At 61.7% G+C, this 18,851-nt stretch carries 16 protein-coding genes and 1 tRNA gene; 10 read left to right on the top strand and 7 right to left on the bottom strand.

The window, feature by feature from the left end:
* The first annotated feature begins 15 nt into the window (after positions 1-15).
* Together WJU18_RS24605 and WJU18_RS24600 are read left to right on the top strand one after the other, a co-directional pair.
* Positions 16-1,635 (top strand): GMC family oxidoreductase, encoded by a 1,620-nt coding sequence (locus WJU18_RS24605; protein ID WP_423456358.1) that lies wholly within the window; start codon positions 16-18, stop codon positions 1,633-1,635.
* On the top strand, positions 1,625-3,112 hold the full coding sequence (locus WJU18_RS24600) for an aldehyde dehydrogenase family protein (protein ID WP_423456356.1): 1,488 nt from the start codon (positions 1,625-1,627) through the stop codon (positions 3,110-3,112). The genes WJU18_RS24605 and WJU18_RS24600 overlap by 11 nt, the downstream gene beginning before the upstream one ends.
* Positions 3,113-3,154: 42 nt before the next feature.
* Here the strand turns inward: WJU18_RS24600 and WJU18_RS24595 are convergent, their stop codons facing one another.
* The gene (locus WJU18_RS24595) at positions 3,155-4,240 is read right to left on the bottom strand and encodes an HpcH/HpaI aldolase/citrate lyase family protein (protein ID WP_423456354.1); all 1,086 of its coding nucleotides are present in this window, start codon (positions 4,238-4,240) and stop codon (positions 3,155-3,157) included.
* Positions 4,241-4,265: 25 nt separating this feature from the next.
* Between WJU18_RS24595 and WJU18_RS24590 the strand changes: the two genes are divergently transcribed.
* Positions 4,266-5,243 carry a Bug family tripartite tricarboxylate transporter substrate binding protein gene (locus WJU18_RS24590; protein ID WP_423456352.1) on the top strand — a complete coding sequence of 326 codons (978 nt, stop codon included), beginning with the start codon at positions 4,266-4,268 and terminating at the stop codon, positions 5,241-5,243.
* Between the two features lie 37 nt (positions 5,244-5,280).
* Here WJU18_RS24590 and WJU18_RS24585 read toward each other — a convergent pair whose 3' ends face one another.
* The 3 genes from WJU18_RS24585 to ompR are packed head-to-tail and all read right to left on the bottom strand — an operon-like array spanning position 5,281 to position 8,762.
* Complete coding sequence (locus WJU18_RS24585; protein WP_423456350.1) at positions 5,281-6,510, bottom strand: PQQ-dependent sugar dehydrogenase; 1,230 nt, start codon at positions 6,508-6,510, stop codon at positions 5,281-5,283.
* Positions 6,511-6,535: 25 nt separating this feature from the next.
* Complete coding sequence (locus WJU18_RS24580) at positions 6,536-8,005, bottom strand: ATP-binding protein (RefSeq protein ID WP_423456348.1); 1,470 nt, start codon at positions 8,003-8,005, stop codon at positions 6,536-6,538.
* Between the two features lie 25 nt (positions 8,006-8,030).
* The gene (ompR, locus tag WJU18_RS24575) at positions 8,031-8,762 is read right to left on the bottom strand and encodes a two-component system response regulator OmpR (RefSeq protein WP_423456346.1); all 732 of its coding nucleotides are present in this window, start codon (positions 8,760-8,762) and stop codon (positions 8,031-8,033) included.
* Positions 8,763-8,921: 159 nt separating this feature from the next.
* Between ompR and WJU18_RS24570 the strand changes: the two genes are divergently transcribed.
* The 5 genes from WJU18_RS24570 (at position 8,922) to WJU18_RS24550 (ending at position 13,660) form a co-directional block, all read left to right on the top strand.
* Positions 8,922-9,284, top strand: a complete 363-nt coding sequence (locus WJU18_RS24570) for a hypothetical protein (protein ID WP_423456344.1) — start codon at positions 8,922-8,924, stop codon at positions 9,282-9,284.
* A gap of 204 nt (positions 9,285-9,488) precedes the next feature.
* Positions 9,489-10,211 (top strand): SIMPL domain-containing protein, encoded by a 723-nt coding sequence (locus WJU18_RS24565; RefSeq protein WP_423456342.1) that lies wholly within the window; start codon positions 9,489-9,491, stop codon positions 10,209-10,211.
* Between the two features lie 202 nt (positions 10,212-10,413).
* Positions 10,414-11,340 (top strand): alpha/beta fold hydrolase, encoded by a 927-nt coding sequence (locus tag WJU18_RS24560; RefSeq protein ID WP_423456340.1) that lies wholly within the window; start codon positions 10,414-10,416, stop codon positions 11,338-11,340.
* Positions 11,337-13,550 (top strand): RelA/SpoT family protein, encoded by a 2,214-nt coding sequence (locus tag WJU18_RS24555; protein ID WP_423456338.1) that lies wholly within the window; start codon positions 11,337-11,339, stop codon positions 13,548-13,550. Before WJU18_RS24560 ends, WJU18_RS24555 begins: the two co-directional genes overlap by 4 nt.
* Before the next feature lie 33 nt (positions 13,551-13,583).
* A tRNA-Val gene (locus tag WJU18_RS24550) sits at positions 13,584-13,660 on the top strand.
* 245 nt (positions 13,661-13,905) lie between these two features.
* Here WJU18_RS24550 and WJU18_RS24545 read toward each other — a convergent pair.
* The gene (locus WJU18_RS24545; protein WP_423456336.1) at positions 13,906-14,529 is read right to left on the bottom strand and encodes a superoxide dismutase; all 624 of its coding nucleotides are present in this window, start codon (positions 14,527-14,529) and stop codon (positions 13,906-13,908) included.
* Positions 14,530-14,573: 44 nt separating this feature from the next.
* On the bottom strand, positions 14,574-15,146 hold the full coding sequence (locus WJU18_RS24540; protein ID WP_423456335.1) for a hypothetical protein: 573 nt from the start codon (positions 15,144-15,146) through the stop codon (positions 14,574-14,576).
* Positions 15,147-15,290: 144 nt separating this feature from the next.
* On the opposite strand from WJU18_RS24540, the gene WJU18_RS24535 reads away from it, so the two are divergent.
* Complete coding sequence (locus WJU18_RS24535) at positions 15,291-16,043, top strand: GntR family transcriptional regulator (protein ID WP_423456333.1); 753 nt, start codon at positions 15,291-15,293, stop codon at positions 16,041-16,043.
* A 31-nt stretch (positions 16,044-16,074) separates the two neighbouring features.
* On the opposite strand, the gene WJU18_RS24530 is transcribed toward WJU18_RS24535, so the two are convergent.
* On the bottom strand, positions 16,075-17,529 hold the full coding sequence (locus WJU18_RS24530; protein ID WP_423456331.1) for an amidase: 1,455 nt from the start codon (positions 17,527-17,529) through the stop codon (positions 16,075-16,077).
* 182 nt (positions 17,530-17,711) lie between these two features.
* Here WJU18_RS24530 and WJU18_RS24525 point away from each other — a divergent pair, with 182 nt between their 5' ends.
* A complete protein-coding gene (locus WJU18_RS24525) occupies positions 17,712-18,800 on the top strand; it encodes an ABC transporter ATP-binding protein (protein ID WP_423456329.1) in 1,089 nt (362 codons plus the stop codon).
* The last annotated feature ends 51 nt before the right edge of the window (positions 18,801-18,851 follow it).

The raw sequence follows: 18,851 nt of genomic DNA, 5'->3' as shown, positions 1-18,851 counted from the left end.
GACGATTTTCTTCCCATGAGCACCATGACATCTGACACTGCCTATGACTATGTGATCGTAGGAGGTGGGTCGGCCGGTTGCGTGTTGGCCAATAGATTGAGCGCCGATCCCACGGTCTCGGTTCTGTTGCTGGAGGCTGGACCGGATGCGGAGCCGTTTTGGGTCCGTACGCCCGCTGGCGTCGGCAACGTATTTTTCGACCAGCGCATCAATTGGAAGTTCTCCACTGAGCCGGAGCCGAATCTGGCAGGGCGCCAGCTTTACTGGCCGCGAGGCAAGATTCTGGGTGGATCAAGCGCGATCAACGGCATGGTCTATGTACGAGGCTTCGCGTACGACTATGACCGATGGAGTGCTTTGGGGAATGAGGGCTGGTCGTCCGAAGAGGTCTTGCCGTATTTCAAGCGTTCCGAAACCAACGACCATGGCGAGTCTCAATACCGGGGAGGCAACGGGCCGCTGCGAGTGAGCTATCCCGATCGTCAGCATCGAACGACCGAGGCCTTTGTTCAGGCGGGCGCGAAACTGGGGTTGATGAGGCAAGGCGATATCGCGGCGGAAACACAGGACGGGGTTGGATTCCTGCAGCACACCATCGGCGATGGCAAGCGCTCATCGACTGCTCGTGCTTACCTTGGACCTGCACGACAGCGCAAAAATCTCACGATCACCGGAGGAGCGGTCGTATCTCGTGTCCAACTGCGGGAGCGCAGGGCCGTTGGCGTCGAGTACCGGCGGAACGGCTCAATATTCCTGGCGCAGGCACGCCGGCAAGTCATCCTGAGCGCAGGCGCGATTGGTTCGCCTCATCTGCTCATGCTGTCCGGTATTGGGGATCCGGCGCAACTGGCCGGGCAAGGCATTCGAGTGGAGCATCCTTTGCCAGGAGTTGGTGCCAACTTGCAGGATCACTTGGCAGTGAATGCCGGATACGAAGTGCATCGCGGCGCGTCGCTCAATCAGTCGCTTTCGGGGTGGCAGAAGTTCCTCCATGGCGCTGGCTATCTGCTCCGCGGCAAGGGGCCGCTGGCTGTTGGTGCTTCCCATGCGGTGGCATTTGTACGCAGCAACGTGGCGATGGAGGTGCCGGATATACAGTTGAGTTTCAGGCCTCTCAGCTTTGCATTCGATTCGAAGAACAAGCTGAAAATGCATCCCTTCGCGGGGGTGCAATTTGCCAGCGCGATGTTGCGTCCTCGCTCAAGGGGACGCATCGAACTCCGATCATCTGACCCGACGGCGGCACCCGCAATCATTGCCAATTACCTGAGCGATCCTGATGACGAACGCGTCATGATCGCGACTTTGCATTGGATACGGCGCATCGCTTCCATGCCTCCTCTGGGCGATCTCGTCGTGCGTGAGGACTTGCCGGGCTCCAATGTGAAAACGGATGAGCAGATTCTCGAGTTCGTCCGTCGCAATAGTCAGACGCTTTATCACCCCGTCGGAACATGCCGAATGGGGCACGACAGCCTCGCTGTCGTGGATGCCAAACTTCGCGTGCATGGCGTGGAGGGCCTTCGGGTCGTCGACGCATCGGTCATGCCTGAAATTGTTAGCGGCAACACGAATGCACCAACCATCATGATTGCAGAGAAAGCCGCCGACATGATTCTTGACGATGCCCGTTGAAAGCGTGGCGTCGATTGCTGTAAGAACTGACAGGAAAGAAATCATGAACCTTCCCAAGCGCCATCATTTTGTCAATGGTCAGGAGCTCGCGCCGTCCTCGGGCGAATATGTTGATGGCTTTGACCCCCGGAGAGGCCAGCCGGTCAGTCTTGTCGGGCGTGGAAACGCTGCGGATGTTGATCTCGCCGTGCAGTCCGCGGAGAAGGCCTTTGCAGCGTGGCGAGATATGCGGCCTCTCGCACGAGGCAGGCTTCTGACCTCTGCCGCGCATGCCATCCGTGATCAGGCCGGCGAGCTTGCTGAGATCGAATGCCTGGAAACGGGAAAATCCAGGGTGCAGGCGCTGGGCGAGATAGAGGGCACAGCGCAGTATTTCGAGCTTTACGGCGGCTTGGCGACTGCCTTGCATGGCGACACCGTTGGTTTGGGGGCGGGCTATCACTCCTATACGCGTCGCGAGCCCTATGGGGTGGTGGGTGCGATCCTTCCTTGGAATGCACCTCTTAACCAGGCCGGTCGCGCTTGCGCGCCGGCGTTGTCGGCGGGGAACACTGTCGTCGTGAAGCCATCGGAAGCGACCTCAGGATCAGTTCTTTTCCTGGCACGCCTGTTGATCAAGTGCGGTGTGCCGGCAGGCGTGTTTAACGTGATCACCGGTATAGGACGTGAGGCAGGTGAGGCACTCGTTTTGCACCCGAGGGTGCGGAAAGTCTCATTCACAGGCTCGCTTCGGGCGGGCCAGGAAATAGGCCGGCTGGCGGCTGATCGCGTGTTGCCACTGACTCTGGAGCTGGGAGGGAAGTCGCCCGACATCGTATTCGCTGATGCGGATCTTGATGCCGCAGCGCCAGGCGTGTTGAAGGGGTTTCTTACGCACGCGGGCCAAGTTTGCCTCTCAGGAACTCGCGTCCTGGTGGAACGTTCGATTCATGATCGCTTCGTCGAGGCCATGAAAGAGGCCATGGATGCCTACACGATCGGTCGAGACGACAGCACGATTGGTCCAATGACGACCATGGCGCAGTATGAGAAAGTGCAGGACTATTACGCCATCGCCAAGGCGGAAGGGGCCGTGGCCGAAGTGGGCGGCCATCTACCGGACGACCCTGCGCTGGAGGGCGGCTGGTATGTATCGCCCACTATTTATAGCGGCGTGCGCAATGACATGCGCATTGCGAGGGAAGAGATATTCGGCCCCGTTGCATGTGTGATCCCATTCGATAACGAGAGTGATGCGATTCGGATTGCCAACGACACCGACTATGGTTTGGCCGCGGGCATCTGGACCAGGGATCTCTCGCGTGCCCACCGCGTGGCGGGTCTTCTGGAAGCGGGTCAGGTCTACGTCAATGAGTACATGGCTGGCGGCGTGGAGACCCCGCTGGGAGGATATAAGCTCAGCGGCTATGGCCGGGAAAAGGGCTTGGAAGCGCTACAGCACTACACCCATGTGAAGTGCGTCACCGTGCGGCTTTGAACGGTTGGCGGAGCCTCTTTCGACCGGCTCCAGCCCATTTTTTCAAGCCGGCGTTTGTGAATCGGATGCTCTTGCGCCGGCGGCGAGTTCGATAGCTGTTGCTGTCCTCAGGATCTGTTCGGCGATTTCCGCATGCAGCAACTCCACCATCCGGCCCTTGAGCTGGATGACGCCCTTGCCCTTGTTTTCCGGGAGAGCGAACGCTTCGATGATCTCGCGCGCATCTGTGATCTCTGCATCTGTCGGCGAGTAAGCGAGGTGGCAACCTGCGATCTGGCTGGGATGGATCAGCGTGCGGCCATCGAAGCCCATTTGCCGCCCTTGCTGGCATGTGAACTCAAAGCTGGTTTCGTCCTTGACATCGTTGTGCACGCCGTCGAGAACGCAGAGGCCGTTCGCTCGCGCGGCGAGCAGGACCAGAGCCAACATGGGTACAAGGCCTTCGCGCTGAGGAGTGTGCCTGGCGCGCAACTCCTTCACCAGATCATTGGTCCCCAGCACCCAGGTCGTGATCCGTGAGCCTTGCTGTCCGGCCAGTTGGCCGATGGCCTGAACATTCAGGATTGCCAGAGGCGTTTCGATCATGCACCAAAGGTCGACGCTTCGCGAAACCCCGTGCATGTTCAACATGGTTTGCGCCGCTTGGGCGTCCTGCGGGGTATTGATCTTGGGAAAGAGCACGCCCGCGATGGGAGCACCCGCCACGGCGCGCACGTCTTCTTCGCACCATGGTGTGCCAAGACCATTCACGCGAACAACGACTGAACGCCCGCGCAGAGCGGGGTCAGAAAGTGCCTTGATCACATGCTGGCGGGCATCGGCTTTAGCGCCGGGAGCGACGGCATCTTCCAGATCGAAGATCAGAACATCGGCGTCCGAGCGGGCGGCTTTTTGAAGGACAGTGGGATTTGCGCCTGGCGTGTAGAGAGCGCTACGCCGTATTTTGGGATTCATCATGCCGATGAATTTTGAAGCAGACATCGGCGGATCAAACGCATCCGCAGGAAGAAGGCGCGTGTCATCACACTCATGATGTCTTTGGCGGGAGAGGGGGAAGTCTCTTGTTGATCGCGGTGGTTGAGCCTTTAATGAAAAAGGGCCGGTTGTGCAGTTGATGGAGACCGGCATCTCGATCACATCAGGAGACTACACCATGGTTCATCGGAGGCATTTACTTGCCATGGGCGCCCTTGGGGCGCTTCCCTCGGTCATTCGAGCAGAGGCGACAGACACCACTGATTGGCCCAAGCGCCCGGTGAAGGTCATTCTTGGCTTTCCCGCAGGGCAGGGGAGCGATGTGCTGGCGCGCATCCTTTCGGATGAACTGCAAAAGAAGTTCAATCAACCGTTCGTGGTGGACAACCGCCCTGGCGCCGGTGCGACGCTGGCTGCCAGAGACGTGGCCAGATCGGCACCTGACGGATACAGCCTTCTATTCACGTCGAGCGGGCCGCTGACCGTGGCGCCGCATCTGTATTCCAACCTCGGCTTCGATCCCATGAAGGATCTGGAGCCTGTGGGACTGGTAGGCCGGTCGCCGCTCATTCTGCTGGTGAAAGCCGATTCCCCGTTCAAGACGCTTCCAGATCTGGTCGCGGCCGCCAAGAAGAAAGAGTTCAATTGCGGCTCAGGTGGCAACGGCGTGACCAATCATCTGGCCATGGAGATGTTCAAGGCGACTTCGGGTACCAAGCTCGTTCATGTGCCCTACAAAGGCGCCGCGCCAGCGCTCACTGACCTGATCGGAGGACAGATCGATACGCTGTTCGAGACGACCTCGGCGGCGATGACGCATGTGAAGGCGGGGCGTCTTCGAGCTCTCGCGGTGAGTTCTCCTACGCGCTATTTTGATCTGCCCGAAGTTCCGGCTGTGGCTGAGTTCTATCCGGGTTTCGATGCCATGACCTGGGCTGCATTTGCAGTGCCCCGCGGCACGCCTCGGCTTCTTCTGGAGAAATTGTCGCTCCAGCTCATGAAGCTTCAGGACGACGCCAGCGTGCGTGAAAAGATGATTCAGTCTGGCGTTGAGCCTACGCCAGGCTCAACCCAAGCCAAGGCCAAAGCCTATGTGATGGCGGAGCATCAGAAATGGGGCGACATCATCCGGCGTGCCAACATCAAGCTCGAGTGAGACAGGCACGCGCGTATCGAGGCGCGGCCATGGCATATCAGTGGCCCTCCTTCTTGGGAACCAGTACCAGCAGGGTTCCGTTCCGGTCTTCCGTGATCCAGAGCCGGCCGCTTTCGTCCTGGGTCACCTCCACTGGAGCGCCAAGCGGATGCCGGTTGGCTTGCATGTTCCAGCGGGAAATCAAGGGGGCGGCATTTCCTTGAGGCTGATGTTTCGAGTCGAACCGCCATGCCATCAACCGGTGCCCGGTGTTTTGATAGCCGTGCCAAGCCATGACCAGCGCACCACGCCATTCTGGCGGAGCCTGCCTGGCGGTATAGAACATCATGCCCAATGGGGCTGCATGCGCAGGAATCAGTTTGGCGGGCGAGGTGAAGTCTGCGCAGCTTTTGGCTCCAAAGCGTTTGTCGAACACGTCGGTTCCTGTGCAGTGAGGCCACCCGTAGTGTTTCCCTTCCGCCAATGCGTTCAGCTCATCCGGTGGCTGGGTTTTCGAGTAGACGTCACCCGGCAGGGTATCGCGGCTGTTCTCGGCCTGCCAAAGCTGCCGGGACTCCGGGTGTACGGCCAGTCCCATCGAGTTTCTGAGTCCCAGCGCAAAAGGATGTCCCTCCCAGCGCTCGGGCGAGGGGCTGACGCGCTCGTATTTCCACACGGCCGCGCGTGCCTGGGGGCCTGTGCCTTCATTGCAGGCGGTTGCCGGTTTTTTTTCGGCTGAAGATGACGGTTCGCAATGGTCCGTAGGGGCGCCCAGATTCAGAAAAAGTTCGCCTTTGGGTCCCACGGCAAAGGTCTTCAGAGGATGCCGGCCGTCCGCTGGCAGCTCCGTGATAATGGGATGCAGTTTCGCCGTTTGCCCGTTGGCAGGAAGCTCAAGCCAACTGATTCGGTCGGATTCCCCGAGCAGAATTCTTCCCTCGGCATCTTGCCTCAGCCCGTGTGGCCTGTTCAGGCCTTTGAGCAGTACCTGCACACGGAAGGCGCCATCGTCCTTGTCGCGCACCAACTCCAGCAGGCGCCCGCGGCGTGGATCCCAACTGCCCATGTCGGCCACGAGCAGCCGCCGGTTGCTCAGGGCCAGGACGCCGCGCGGCATGCCCAGACGGGATGCCGCCAAAGCCAGGCAGAACTGAGGGGCCACCTTGAGGGAGGTAATGGCGGGAAGCCCGTCGCAAGTGCCTTCAGGCCGATAGTCCGCGCGCGCGGAGGCCGCTGCGCCCAGGCCCAGGATCAGCAAGGCACCCATGAAACGGGTCTGGAGGCTCATCGGCGGTGTGCTCGGACGGTTGGTTCTAGCGCTTTTTCTTCAGCATGGAGCCTGTGCGCGCATCCGATGCTTGCTGCAGGCGGATGGTGGCGACCAGCCCGCCGGTGGAGCTGTTGCTCATGACCAGCGTACCCCCCATGTGCCCCACCATCTTGGCGACGATGGACAGGCCCAGCCCTGCGCCGGTCGCCGAGGTGCGGGCGGTGTCGCCGCGGAAGAAGGGCCGTGTCAGGTCGGGAAGCACCTCGGAGCGCACGCCAGGGCCATGGTCGCGTACACGCACGATGACCCAGTGGTCCCGTCCTGCCGCGGCAATATGCACTTGCGTGATACTGGTGCCTGGCGTCTGGCCGTAGCGGCGCGCGTTTTCAAGCAGGTTCGACAGGGTGCGCAAGAGCTCGATCTCATCGCCCATGACACGAAGGTCGGCCGGCACATCGATTTTCACCTGCATGTCCTCGCGCGCGGTGAATGGCATCACGCTGGCCGTGACCAGTTCCGCCAGCGGCAAAGCCTGCAGGTTCACGTGATCGGGCCGCGCATAGTCGAGGAACTTGTTGATGATGGAGTCGACTTGGGCAATGTCGGCCGCCATGTGCTCGCGCGCTTCGGGGTCCGGCACGCTCATCTCGGTTTCCAGCCGCAGCCGCGCCAGCGGGGTGCGCAGATCGTGCGAAATACCGGCCAGCATTTCAGCCCGGTTCTGCTCTATTTTCGAGAGCTGGTCAGCCATGCGGTTGAAGCCGATATTGACCGCGCGCACCTCGCTTGACAGCGCGCGCTCGTCAAGCCGGCTTTTCAGGTAGTCGCCCTCCCGCACGCGCGCCGCCGCGATGGACAACTGGCGCAACGGCCGGTCGATCAGCCGTGCCAGCAGGGCTGCACCTATGAGGGAGATCACCCCCAACGTAGCCAGCCATAGCAGCCAGGCGCTGCCGCCCAGCAGCGAGCCGATACGCGACCGGTCCATCAGGAGCCAATAGGAGTCACCCTCGATGGCAAAGCCTACCCATAGGCCAGGCTCGTTGTTGACACTGCTGGCCACCACGGTGCCGCGTCCCAGGCGGGCGACCAGTTCGCGGTTCATGCGCTGCTCCAGCTCGGTGTGAGCGAACAGCTCGAACTTATCGCCAGGCTCCCGTGGAAGGATGCGTACTTTCTCCTGCTCGGCCAGCGTTTTGATGAGCGAGACACGGGCAATGGCATCGGAGTGCACCAGCGCCGCCCGGGAGAGATTGACCAGCGAGGCCACTTGCCGCGCGTTCTCAATGACCCGGGGTTCATATTCAAGGGTGCGGAACAGCTGATACCAGCCGACCGAAGAGCCCAGCAGCAACAGGCTGAGCAGAAAGAAGGTTCGCCAGAACAGGCTGAAACCACCCTCGGCACCCTCGGATTCGGGCGCATATTCAAGCGGTGCGTTCATGGTGTCGAACACATCCGCATCCGGCACCTGCGAAGTGCTGGATTCGTCGAAATCAGAAACGGCCGCCATAGGCCGTTAGATTAACAGCGTTATCTCAGCCCGCGCCATCGGGCACGAACACATAGCCGACACCCCAGACGGTCTGGATATAGCGCGGGCTGGCGGCATCCTGCTCGATCAGCTTGCGCAGGCGCGAGATCTGCACGTCCAAGCTGCGATCGAAGGGCTCGAATTCCCTGCCGCGCGCCAGTTGCGCCAGTTTTTCGCGCGACAGCGGCTGGCGGGGGTGGCGCACCAGCGCCTTGAGCATCGCGAACTCACCCGTCGTGAGTGAAATTTCCTCGCCATTCTTGTGGAGCGTACGAGCGCCCAGGTCGAACTGGAAAGGTCCGAAAGCCACGCTCTCGTTCTCTGCCGAAGGCGCGCCCGGTGCTTCCTGTGGCGGGCGGCGGCGCAGCACGGCATGCACCCGGGCCAGCAGTTCGCGAGGGTTGAAGGGCTTACCGAGATAGTCGTCGGCGCCGACTTCCAGGCCGACAATGCGGTCCACATCCTCGCCCTTGGCGGTGAGCATGATGATCGGCGTCTTGTCGCCCGCTGCGCGCAGGCGGCGGCATACGGAAAGCCCATCTTCACCCGGCATCATCAGATCGAGAACGATCAGGTCAATGGTGTCGCGCAGCATGATGCGCGACAGTGCTTTGGCGTCTTCCGCCACAATCACTTCAAACCCTTCCTGGGAGAGGTAGCGGCGAAGCAAATCGCGGATACGCGCGTCGTCGTCGACGACGGCAATCTTGTCAGTTCGGTTGGCAACCTGGCTCATCGAAGTCCTTGGTCGAATTTGTAACAGCCCCATTGTTACAGCGATTTCCGGCGCATTTGGGGTTTTCCCGAACAGGTTTTCACAGAGTTACAACTGTTGCCCGTGATTGGGCACTTCTGTAGGACAAATACTCAACCCTATGAGAAGGTACTGCTTGTCATGATGATGGTATCGAAAATCGCAGTTCTTTTCATGGGCACCACCGCGTTGCTGAGGGGGGTGTGGGCGCAGCCTGTCGGCGAAGGCGCCGGGCAAGGGCAGCCCACGATCACGCAGGCCACAGCGCCTTATTCGGCTACCCCGCAAAATGAGCCTATCAAGCGAAGCGCTCTATGGATGACGATTCAGACGCAGCAGCGCGAATCGGGCGGAGAATCCACCATGGTGGAGCGCCGATTGACGCCGGCAGAGCGGTCGGAGCTGCGGGATCAGGTGCGCCGCGCGGCAGGCCAGGCCGACGTGAGCAACGGTATGGCGGGCAGCCGGATGGCCGGGCCCGATATCCTGCCCGTCCGCCGCTGACTTTCGCTTGCCGTAAGAGCACTTCAGGGCGCGTGTTGTTTATAGAGCGCGTGTTCACAATCTGAAATCCGAAATCTGACGCGCCCTCTTGAACCTGGGCACCTTTGGCACCAACTTCAATCTTTGTACTTTCCGTTATGGCGGGCGCGGTCGCACCAAGCCACGGAAAGGCCATGATTCACACTTTGTCAAAGGACCCTACTCATGAAGAACCGCACCGCCTTGCTGGCCGCCCTGGCACTATGCGCAGCCGGTACCGCAGCCCATGCTCAGGCGCCGCAGGCCGCTCCGGCCCCTTCGCAGAACGTGTTTCATCTCTCGGCGGCGGGCCAGGTGGAAGTCGTGCAGGACATGCTGACCCTCTCGCTCACCGCCACGCGCGAAGGCTCGAATGCCGCGGGCGTGCAGGATGAGTTGCGCAAGGCGCTCGATGCGGCACTGGCGGAGGTCAAGAAGACCGCGCAGCCAGGACAGATGGATGTGCGAACGGGCACTTTCAGTGTCAATCCACGCTACGGCAAAGACAGCAAGATCAATGGCTGGCAGGGCCACGCAGAGCTGTTGCTGGAAGGGCGGGATTTCCCGCGCATCACCCAGGCTGCGGCACGGGCCACCACCATGTCCATCGGCAACGTTTCCTTCAACTTGAGCCGGGAGCAGCGAGCCAAGGTACAAAGTGAAGCGCAGGCCGAGGCCATCGAGCGCTTCAAGGCGCGCGCCACCGAAATCACCAAGGCTTTTGGTTTCGGCGGCTATAGCCTGAAGGAGGTCACGGTGGACAGCAATGATGCGGGCTTCCCCGGTCCGCGCCCCATGGCCATGCAAGCGCGCGGCTTTAGCAAGGAAGCCGATGCGGCGCCCGTGGCGGTCGAGCCGGGCAAGAGTGTGGTGCAAGTCACTGTCTCGGGCTCGGTGCAGGCGCGCTAAGGGCTTTAGCCGCCCCTATTCGGGGGAGTACAGGAACTCGTTCGGAGCACGTCCAAGGGCTTCGCGCACGGAATCCATGCGGAGATCGTGAACGTGCTCTCAGGGTTTCTCCCCCTCTGAGAGAAGGGCTGAGGCCCACTACGCTAGTCTCCTTTGATAATTGAATTACGATGCCGGGACGGTACCTAAATTGCTTCATACTATGACCGAGCCCACGCTGCATCATGTCCAATGCTCTGATTCTGCTGAAGGTCACCGTATGGCCTGGTGGCAATGGGGCGATGCCGCAGCACCGCACCTGATTGTTTGCGCGCACGGCCTTTCACGCCAGGGGCGCGATTTCGATGTTCTGGCGCGGGCCCTGCTCAAGCGCGCCGCGGAAATGGGCGAGCCCGTGCGAGTGGTTTGCCCGGACGTCGTCGGCCGCGGAGAGAGCGATTGGCTCAAGGACCCGATGGGCTACCAGTTCACGACCTACGTCGGCGACATGCTGGCCATGCTGACGCGGCTTCATCAGAGCGCTCCCTTGAAGACGCTCGATTGGGTGGGAACCAGCATGGGCGGCATCATCGGCATGTCGCTGGCGGGCATGCCAAGTCTTCCCTTGCCGGTGCCGGTACGCCGATTGGTGCTCAATGATGTTGGCCCCAGCATCGAATGGAGCGCATTGGAGCGGATCGGCCAGTATTTGGGCAAGAGCGGCACGTTTGCCACCGTGGAGCAAGGGGCCGCGGCCATGCGCGCCATCTCCGCCAGCTTCGGCCCGCACACCGATGAGCAATGGCTGGCGCTCTCGCGCCCCATGTTCAAGCCGTTGCCGGAAGGCGGCTTTCGCCTGCACTACGATCCCGCGATCGCCGTGCCCTATGGCCACCTGACGCGCGAAGCTTCGATTCAGGGCGAGGCGGCCATGTGGCAGATCTATGGGCAGATCACAGCCGACACGCTGGTGTTGCGTGGCGCGGTTTCGGATCTGCTGTCGCCTGCTACCGCGCAAGCCATGGCCGAGCAAGGACCCCGCGCGCGGGTCATTGAATTTGCAGGCATTGGCCATGCACCTACCCTGGTGGCCGAAGATCAGGTGCGCACCGTGCTTGATTTTTTGCTGGGCCATCCCAACGCATCATGAAGCAGTTGCCGACCTCCATGCTGGCTTCCGGCGAGCCTGTGGCAGAGTTGATCACGGCAACGGCTCAATCCCTGCCGGCGCTGGATGACGTGCGTGCCCGCGCCCGTGCCTTCGCCGAGCCTCTGATTGCGGACGAAGTCACTGCAACAGGCGAGAACGTGCTTGCGCATGCGGATGCCGTCGCGGACATCCTGGCAACCATCGGTGGCTCCGAAGCCATGCAGGCCGCGGTGTATTTGAGTTATGCCAGCGAGCAGCTCAACCGGCCCGCCGAAGTGATCGGCAAGGTTTTCGGCGACAGTTTCGCGCGGCTTGCGGTGGAAACCGCCAAGCTGGAGCGTGTCCAGCAGCGCTCGCGCGCCGGCCGGCAGGAGCTTGCTGCAGGTTCCGAGCAAGCCGGCCAGCAGGCCGAGAACGTGCGCAAGATGCTGCTGGCTTTCAGCCGTGATCTGCGCGTGGTGCTGCTGCGCCTGGCCTCGCGGCTGCAGACTTTGCGGTATTGCGCGGCCATGCGCCGGCCGCCTTCACCCAGCTTGCTGCGTGAATCGCATGAAATCTTCGCGCCCCTGGCCAACCGGCTGGGTATCTGGCAGATCAAGTGGGAGATGGAAGACCTGATTTTCCGCGCCCAGGAGCCTGATACCTACAAGCTGGTGGCGTCGCTGCTGGACGAGCGCCGCGTGGAGCGCGAGGCTGCCATGGCCCAGCGCCGCGCCGTCATCGAGGAGGCCCTGTGTGCGCAAGGCATTGCCGCGAAGGTATCAGGCCGGCCCAAGCACATCTCCAGCATCGTGCGCAAGATGCGGGGCAAGGGGCTGGATTTCGACAAGGTGTTCGATGTGCGCGCGCTGCGCGTGCTGGTGCCCACCGTGGCAGATTGCTATGCCACCCTGGGTTGGGTGCATGAGCAGTACACCCCGGTGCCTGACGAGTTTGACGACTACATCGCGCGCCCCAAGATCAACGGCTATCAGTCTCTGCATACTGTGGTGCGCGATGCCGATGGCCTGGCCTGGGAAATCCAGATCCGAACCCCGGAGATGCACCAGCACGCCGAGCACGGCGTGGCAGCGCATTGGGCCTACAAGGAGGCAGGCACCAAAGGTTATGCGGGCGTGGTGGCTGCCAGCGAATACGACGCGAAGATCGCGGTGCTGCGCCAATTGCTGGCCTGGGAGCGCGACCTCACGGGCAGCGAGCCGCAGCAGGGCCTGTTCGACGAACATATCTATGTGCTCACACCCGAGGCGGCTATTGTCGAGCTGCCGACCGGTGCGACTCCCGTTGATTTCGCCTACACGGTGCATACCGAATTGGGCCACCGTTGCCGCGGCGCGCGCGTCGACGGCGCCATGGTGCCGCTCAACACCCCGTTGCAGAACGGCCAGACGGTCGAGATCAACGCGGCCAAGGAGGGCGGCCCTTCGCGCGACTGGCTCAATGCGGACCTGGGCTACCTGGCCAGTTCACGGGGCAAAGCCAAGGTGCGCGCCTGGTTCAACGCCCAGTACACGCGCGAGACCGTGGCGCGTGGCCGCGAGATGGTCGAGAAGCTGCTGCAGCGCGAGGGCCGCACAGCGCTGTCGCTTGATCAATTGGCGAGCGATCTGGGCTTCAAGACACCCGACGCACTCTTCGAGACGGTCGGCAAGGATGAGCTTTCTCTGCGCAGTATCGAGACTGTGCTGCGCCCGCCTGAGCCGCAGCCGGATCCTGACGAGCAGGTGCTGTTGCGCAAGGCGCGCCCGGCCAGTACCGCGCGTGGCGGTGTGCTCGTGGTGGGCCTCGATTCGCTGCTCACCCAGCCGGCACGCTGCTGCAAACCTGCGCCGCCCGACGAGATTGGCGGGTTTGTCACCCGTGGCCGTGGCGTCAGTGTGCACCGTCGTGACTGCGCCAATTTCCGCGATCTGCTGGCGCGTGACCCAGACCGGGTGATCGATGTGGGCTGGAGCGATTCCGCTGCCCGCCAAAGCGTGGCCTATCCAGTGGACGTGGCGGTGGAAGCCACAGACAGGCAGGGTTTGCTGCGCGACATTTCCGATGTCTTTGCCCGCGAGAAGATGAACGTGATCGGCGTGAAGACTCAGTCCGTCAAGGGTTGGGCCTGGATGACTTTCACCGTCGAAGTAGCCGATACACAGCGCTTGGCGCAGGTCTTGCGGATGGTCCGGGAAGTTTCTGGTGTGCGTGTTGCCAAAAGGCGCTAAAGGATCTGCTACACTACGCCCCTTCGAATCTTCAGGCGCGTAGCTCAGCTGGTTAGAGCACCACCTTGACATGGTGGGGGTCGTTGGTTCGAGTCCAATCGCGCCTACCAACTAACCATTGGTAAAAAGCCTTCCAGATCAATGACCTGGAAGGCTTTTTGTTTTGCCGGAAATGTCTTGGGAACATTTCTGGGGGATTTTTCAGGATTGGCGGCGTGCGCGAAATCCCAGGACGCCAGTCATAGGGGCCAGCAGAATCAGCCCTCATCTGCTCATCCGTTGGGAGCCCTTTGCATGGCCAAATCAACGGCCATTCGGCGCTCGCATCGTCATACCAGCGAAAGCCGGTATTCACTTAGCTTCGTGCCGCCGAGTAGCGCCGAGCCACCTCGGGCCAATCAATCACGTTGTAAAACGCCGCGATGTACTCAGGGCGGCGATTTTGGTATTTGAGGTAATAGGCGTGTTCCCAGACGTCGAGCCCCAGAATCCCCGTGTTGCCCGATCCGATGTCGGCCATGACCGGGTTGTCCTGATTGGCAGAACTCTCGACCGCCAGTTTTCCTTGCTTGTCTACCGATAGCCAGGCCCAGCCGCTGCCGAAGCGGGTGAGTGCGGCTTTGGTGAAGGCATCCTTGAAGGCATCGATGCCTCCTAGTTCGGCATCGATGGCTTTGGCGAGATCGCCTGTGGGCAAGCCACCGCCAGTGGGGGACATCACTTTCCAGAACAGGCTGTGATTGGCATGTCCGCCGCCATTGTTGCGCACGGGCGCTCGCAGATTTTCAGGTAGTGACGCCGTGCGGGCGATCAGGGTCTCAATGGGAAGGTTCGCGAACTCGGTGCCTTCCAGCGCGGCATTGAGATTGTTCACGTAGGTCTGATGGTGCTTCGTGTAATGAATTTCCATCGTTTGCGCATCGATGTGCGGTTCAAGCGCGTTGTAGGTGTAGCCGAGCTCAGGCAGGGTGTAAGGCATGGTGGCAATGGAGTGGGTGCGGAAGGAAAAGGCGGGCGCGAAGATCAATGCGCGGGCGTCTCGGGCGCGGTCATGGGAATGCACCCCGTGTGAAGCGCAGCCATGATGTCGGGATGGTCACCGTATTCGGACAGGTGCTGGATCAGCGCGGCATGGGTTTCCCGGGAGTGGCGCCAGGCCGCCTGGCGCAGGTCGGACGCCACGCCGTCAACTACCAGCAGCGCGATCAGTTTCCGGTGCGCACTGCACAGATGGGGGACCGCGGCTTCCGGCTGTCCCGCATCGGAGAAAGAATCCGAGAGGTTCAGATGAGTGACCACAAAAGCGGCGACACGGTCGTCGGCCGGCATCGGGTCCGCTGACCCCTCGAGCAATGTCTGCGCGATGTCCCGTGCGAGCAGATAGAGCGCCTGCGCTTGCTCGGGCGCCCGGCCCCGATCCGCATTCATGCCCCTGCGCATAAGCGCCTTCCACTCGGGTAGCAGGGGGCCAGGCAAATGGCGGGCATGGACACCGGCAGCGCGTTCGCCGCCTGGGGCGGTATCGCCAGCCGGTCTGCAGGAGGGGGACGGCGCGCCGTATGGGGCAAGCCCGGGTTTGGCGGGGGTATCGTTCATGGATGAATGGCCTCGAAACGACTGTGTGGACGAATCATCATAATCGAGAATGATTCTTATTTGCAAAAAGTCATGAAGACCTCCTCTCAGTTCCGTTACTTCCGGAAAATTGAGAAATAGGATCACAATTTGGATACCATTGGCATGGTTTTTGTATCCATGCAAAGCATGTCTTCGACTTCATCCAGCGCCTACAAGCTCGCCCCGCGCGGCAAACCCGCCTCGCAGGCCGACATCCACCAACGCGTGTACAACGCCATCGTTGAATACCGCCTTCTGCCTGGTACCAAACTGGCCGAAGAGCGTGTGGCGGAACTGTTTCACGTGAGCCGGACACAAGTGCGCGGCGCATTGCAAAGGTTGGCTGTGGAGCAACTGGTGACGCTGATCCCGAACCGGGGGGCCTTTGTGACCACGCCCACGGCAGAAGAAGCCCATGACGTTCTCGAAACCCGCCGCTCCATGGAGCCCGCAGTGGTGCGCCGCCTGACAGCCCGCATTGCCGAAGGCGCCCAGCCCACGGCCATCGCACAACTGCGGGCGCATACCGACCGCGAGGCAGAGGCGCACGCCAAGGGCGATCGCCGCATGGTGTTGCGGCTTTCGGGTGATTTTCACGTGTTGCTCGCGGAGTTGTCGGGCAGCGGGATGATGGCGCGCATGATGCGCGCGATGACGCCGCTAACCTGTCTGGCTATCTTGACCTTTGATGCGCCGATGGCAGCCGCCTGTCCGAATGACGAGCACAGCCGGTTGATCGAGGCCATCGAAGCCGGTGAAAGCGATGCCGCGGCGGCGCTGATGGTGGAACACCTGCATCACATCGAACATTCGCTGCGCCTCGGCCGACTCCCTGCCGGCGACGAACACGACCTGGCGGCTGCGCTCTTCGGCTGAGGTTGTTCACACCCTCTCAATGAACACGTTCTTAGAGCGAGGCCATCAACGGCGAAGCCGGGGCTGGCCCCAAGAGTTGTTCCGCATGCCACCCCACCTGCAGCACACGGGCATCGGCGAAGCGTGGTCCGGCAATCTGCAAGCCCACCGGAAGGCCCTGGGCCCCGCTGCCGCAGGGCAGTGACAGGGCTGGCAAGTTCGCATAGTTGAACAATGGCGTGAAGGCCGCGTGCCCGCGTGGTCCTGCGGGCATGCCGCCGATTTGTGGTGGCCCCAATTGGCCCAGCGGCCAAGCTTCAACGGGGGCCACTGGGCACAGCAGTGCATCATACTGCTCGAAAAAGCGCGCGAAGCTTGCATGGATCTGTTCGCGCAGCCGCAGCAGTTCCGCCAAGCGTTGGCCACTGACCCTGAAGCCCAGTTCGATCTGTTCGCCAATGTCCGGATCGAACAGCTCAGGGGTTGTTCGCCAACGCTCGCCAAAAAGCTGGGCCAAGCCGGCCTGTTGCAAAGCAATCAGCGGGTACTCGCGCGCCGCCTCCGGCCATTGCGGATGCGCATCTTCGATGACCCATCCCGCGGTGCGGAGCCGGTCGACTCCAGACTGCAGCGCTGCGGCGACGTCGTCGTCCACCGGCAACCCGCATCCCAAGTCCAGTGACCACGCCAAACGCAAGCGCGGGAGCGGTGTTTTCAACTGTGCCATGACGTCCGGTTGGGAAAACGCGGGGCTGGACAGGGGATCGTCAGGTGCCCAGGCGGTCAGGGCGTCGAGCATGCTGGCCACATCCTCCACATCGCGTCCAATCTGGCCGATCACCGACAGCAGATGGTTGGGGTCGTTAAAGCCCCAGGGATTGGGAACACGGCCCAGGGTGGGCTTCATGCCCACCAGCCCGGTGTGCGCCGCGGGCCTGCGTGTGGAGCCTCCGGCGTCGGTGACAAGGGCTAACGGCCCAAGCCCGGCCGCGACCGCCGCCGCCGCGCCGCCCGACGATCCGCCTGGCGTGCGTGACAGATCCCATGGATTGGAGGTTTGCCCATGCAGCGGCGTGGCGGTGATGCCCTTGCAGGCAAATTCGGAACAGTTGGTGACCCCCAGCGGCACCGCGCCTAACGCGCGCAGGCGCGCTACGGCCCAGGAGTCCCGGGGCGCGATAAACCCTTCGAAAAGTTTCGAGCCGAACGTGGCTGGCCGGCCTTCGAGCCAAAGATTGTCCTTGACGGTGAACGGCACGCCGGCCAGCGGTAGCTGCTCACCCGCCGCCAGCCGGCGATCGACCTCGCATGCAGCTGCCAACGGCACCGCAGGATCGAAGTCGGCAAAGGCGTTGAGTGGTGGCTGCCAGATGGCGATGCGTTCGCAGAAGGCTTGGGCAACATCGAAGGCGGAGCAGGCGCTTGATCGCACGGCGCTAGCGATCTCGCGGGCCTTGAGAAGGTGAAACGGGGTTGTATTGGTTTTTGGATGCACCGAAGAAATCATTTTGTATCCAATATGGTGCGAAATTTCCAAAAAATGTGCACCAGACAGTAGTTGAAAACGGACTTGGAGCCAAGCAAGCAAGAACGATTCCAGAGCGATAAAGCATTGAAAAAACTGAATGTTTTCGATGTTTCCATGTTTTGGATACAAAGTGGCATGAGTTTTGCGAATCAGGACTCACTATGCAAGCAAACGCAGGCCAATCGCTCACCTTGGACAACATCTCGCATCGCTATAACAGCGGGGCCTTTGCGGTTGATCATGTGACGCTGGAGATCAATGCAGGCGAGTTGGTAGCGCTGCTCGGCCCGTCGGGTTGCGGTAAGACCACGCTGCTGCGCATCGTTGCCGGCTTTGTACAACAAACCTCCGGCAAGGTAGTGGTCGGTGGCCGGCGCATAGACGAACTGCCGCCGGCGCAGCGGGACATCGGCATCGTGTTCCAGAACTACGCGCTGTTTCCGCACATGACCGTGGCGCGAAACGTCGCCTACGGTCTCGACGCACGCGGCACCGACAAAGCCGCTGCCAAGCGGCGCACACAAGAGATGCTGGATCTGGTGCAAATGGGGCACCTCGCGGACCGTCTGACGCGCCAACTCTCAGGAGGGCAGCAACAACGTGTGGCCCTGGCCCGGGCACTGGCCATTGAGCCGCGCGTGCTTTTGCTGGATGAGCCGTTCTCCGCTTTGGACAAAAGCCTGCGCATGGACATGCAAATCGAGATCCGCCGCATCCAGCGGGCTGCCGGCACCACCGCCATCATCGTCACCCACGATCAGGAGGAGGCGCTGGCCATGGCTGACCGTGTCGCCGTGCTGAGCCAAGGGCGGCTCGAACAGTTCGCGGCGCCTTCGACTGTGTACGACACCCCCGCCACTTACTTTGTCAACCAGTTCGTCGGCACCGCCAACGTGTTGCCGGCCCAGTTGGTGGCGTCTGACGGGCAAGGTGCCGTGGTTCAGCTGCAAGACGGCACGCGCATGGCAACGCGCGCGGCGACAAACCTGGCGCCCGGTAGTGCGGTGCTCGTTTGTGTGCGGCCAGAAAACCTGGCCTTGTGTACCCAAGGCGAAGGCGCCCTGCAAGCGACCGTTGAACTGGGCATGCCGCTCGGCGCCACCATGGTTCATGAGATCGTGACGCCGCAGGGCGAGCGCCTCAAGCTGGCCGAACCGCGTTCTGCAGGCACGCTGCCGCGCGCGGCGGGAACCCCGGTCTGGGTGCGTCCTGTTTCGCCTGCCGCCGTTGCCGTTTTCGCCGCCCCTTGAGGCGGCCCCCTTTCTCCGCCAACCCTTCCCATTGACTTACTGAACGAGGAC

The organism is Ottowia sp. VDI28 (genome assembly GCF_049532675.1).
Lineage (GTDB): Bacteria > Pseudomonadota > Gammaproteobacteria > Burkholderiales > Burkholderiaceae_C > Ottowia.
The sequence above is the reverse complement of the archived record's forward strand: the minus strand, read 5'-3'. Positions and strand labels throughout refer to the sequence as shown.

Coding starts and splice junctions, on each gene's coding strand:
- WJU18_RS24590 (WP_423456352.1), top strand. CDS start 4,266: ATGGTTCATCGGAGGCATTTACTTGCCATGGGCGCCCTTGGGGCGCTT.
- WJU18_RS24525 (WP_423456329.1), top strand. CDS start 17,712: ATGCAAGCAAACGCAGGCCAATCGCTCACCTTGGACAACATCTCGCAT.
- ompR (WP_423456346.1), bottom strand. CDS start 8,762: ATGAGCCAGGTTGCCAACCGAACTGACAAGATTGCCGTCGTCGACGAC.
- WJU18_RS24605 (WP_423456358.1), top strand. CDS start 16: ATGAGCACCATGACATCTGACACTGCCTATGACTATGTGATCGTAGGA.
- WJU18_RS24585 (WP_423456350.1), bottom strand. CDS start 6,510: ATGAGCCTCCAGACCCGTTTCATGGGTGCCTTGCTGATCCTGGGCCTG.
- WJU18_RS24570 (WP_423456344.1), top strand. CDS start 8,922: ATGATGATGGTATCGAAAATCGCAGTTCTTTTCATGGGCACCACCGCG.
- WJU18_RS24540 (WP_423456335.1), bottom strand. CDS start 15,146: ATGAACGATACCCCCGCCAAACCCGGGCTTGCCCCATACGGCGCGCCG.
- WJU18_RS24580 (WP_423456348.1), bottom strand. CDS start 8,005: ATGGCGGCCGTTTCTGATTTCGACGAATCCAGCACTTCGCAGGTGCCG.
- WJU18_RS24565 (WP_423456342.1), top strand. CDS start 9,489: ATGAAGAACCGCACCGCCTTGCTGGCCGCCCTGGCACTATGCGCAGCC.
- WJU18_RS24530 (WP_423456331.1), bottom strand. CDS start 17,529: ATGATTTCTTCGGTGCATCCAAAAACCAATACAACCCCGTTTCACCTT.
- WJU18_RS24560 (WP_423456340.1), top strand. CDS start 10,414: ATGACCGAGCCCACGCTGCATCATGTCCAATGCTCTGATTCTGCTGAA.
- WJU18_RS24535 (WP_423456333.1), top strand. CDS start 15,291: ATGGTTTTTGTATCCATGCAAAGCATGTCTTCGACTTCATCCAGCGCC.
- WJU18_RS24545 (WP_423456336.1), bottom strand. CDS start 14,529: ATGCCTTACACCCTGCCTGAGCTCGGCTACACCTACAACGCGCTTGAA.
- WJU18_RS24600 (WP_423456356.1), top strand. CDS start 1,625: ATGCCCGTTGAAAGCGTGGCGTCGATTGCTGTAAGAACTGACAGGAAA.
- WJU18_RS24595 (WP_423456354.1), bottom strand. CDS start 4,240: ATGCCGGTCTCCATCAACTGCACAACCGGCCCTTTTTCATTAAAGGCT.
- WJU18_RS24555 (WP_423456338.1), top strand. CDS start 11,337: ATGAAGCAGTTGCCGACCTCCATGCTGGCTTCCGGCGAGCCTGTGGCA.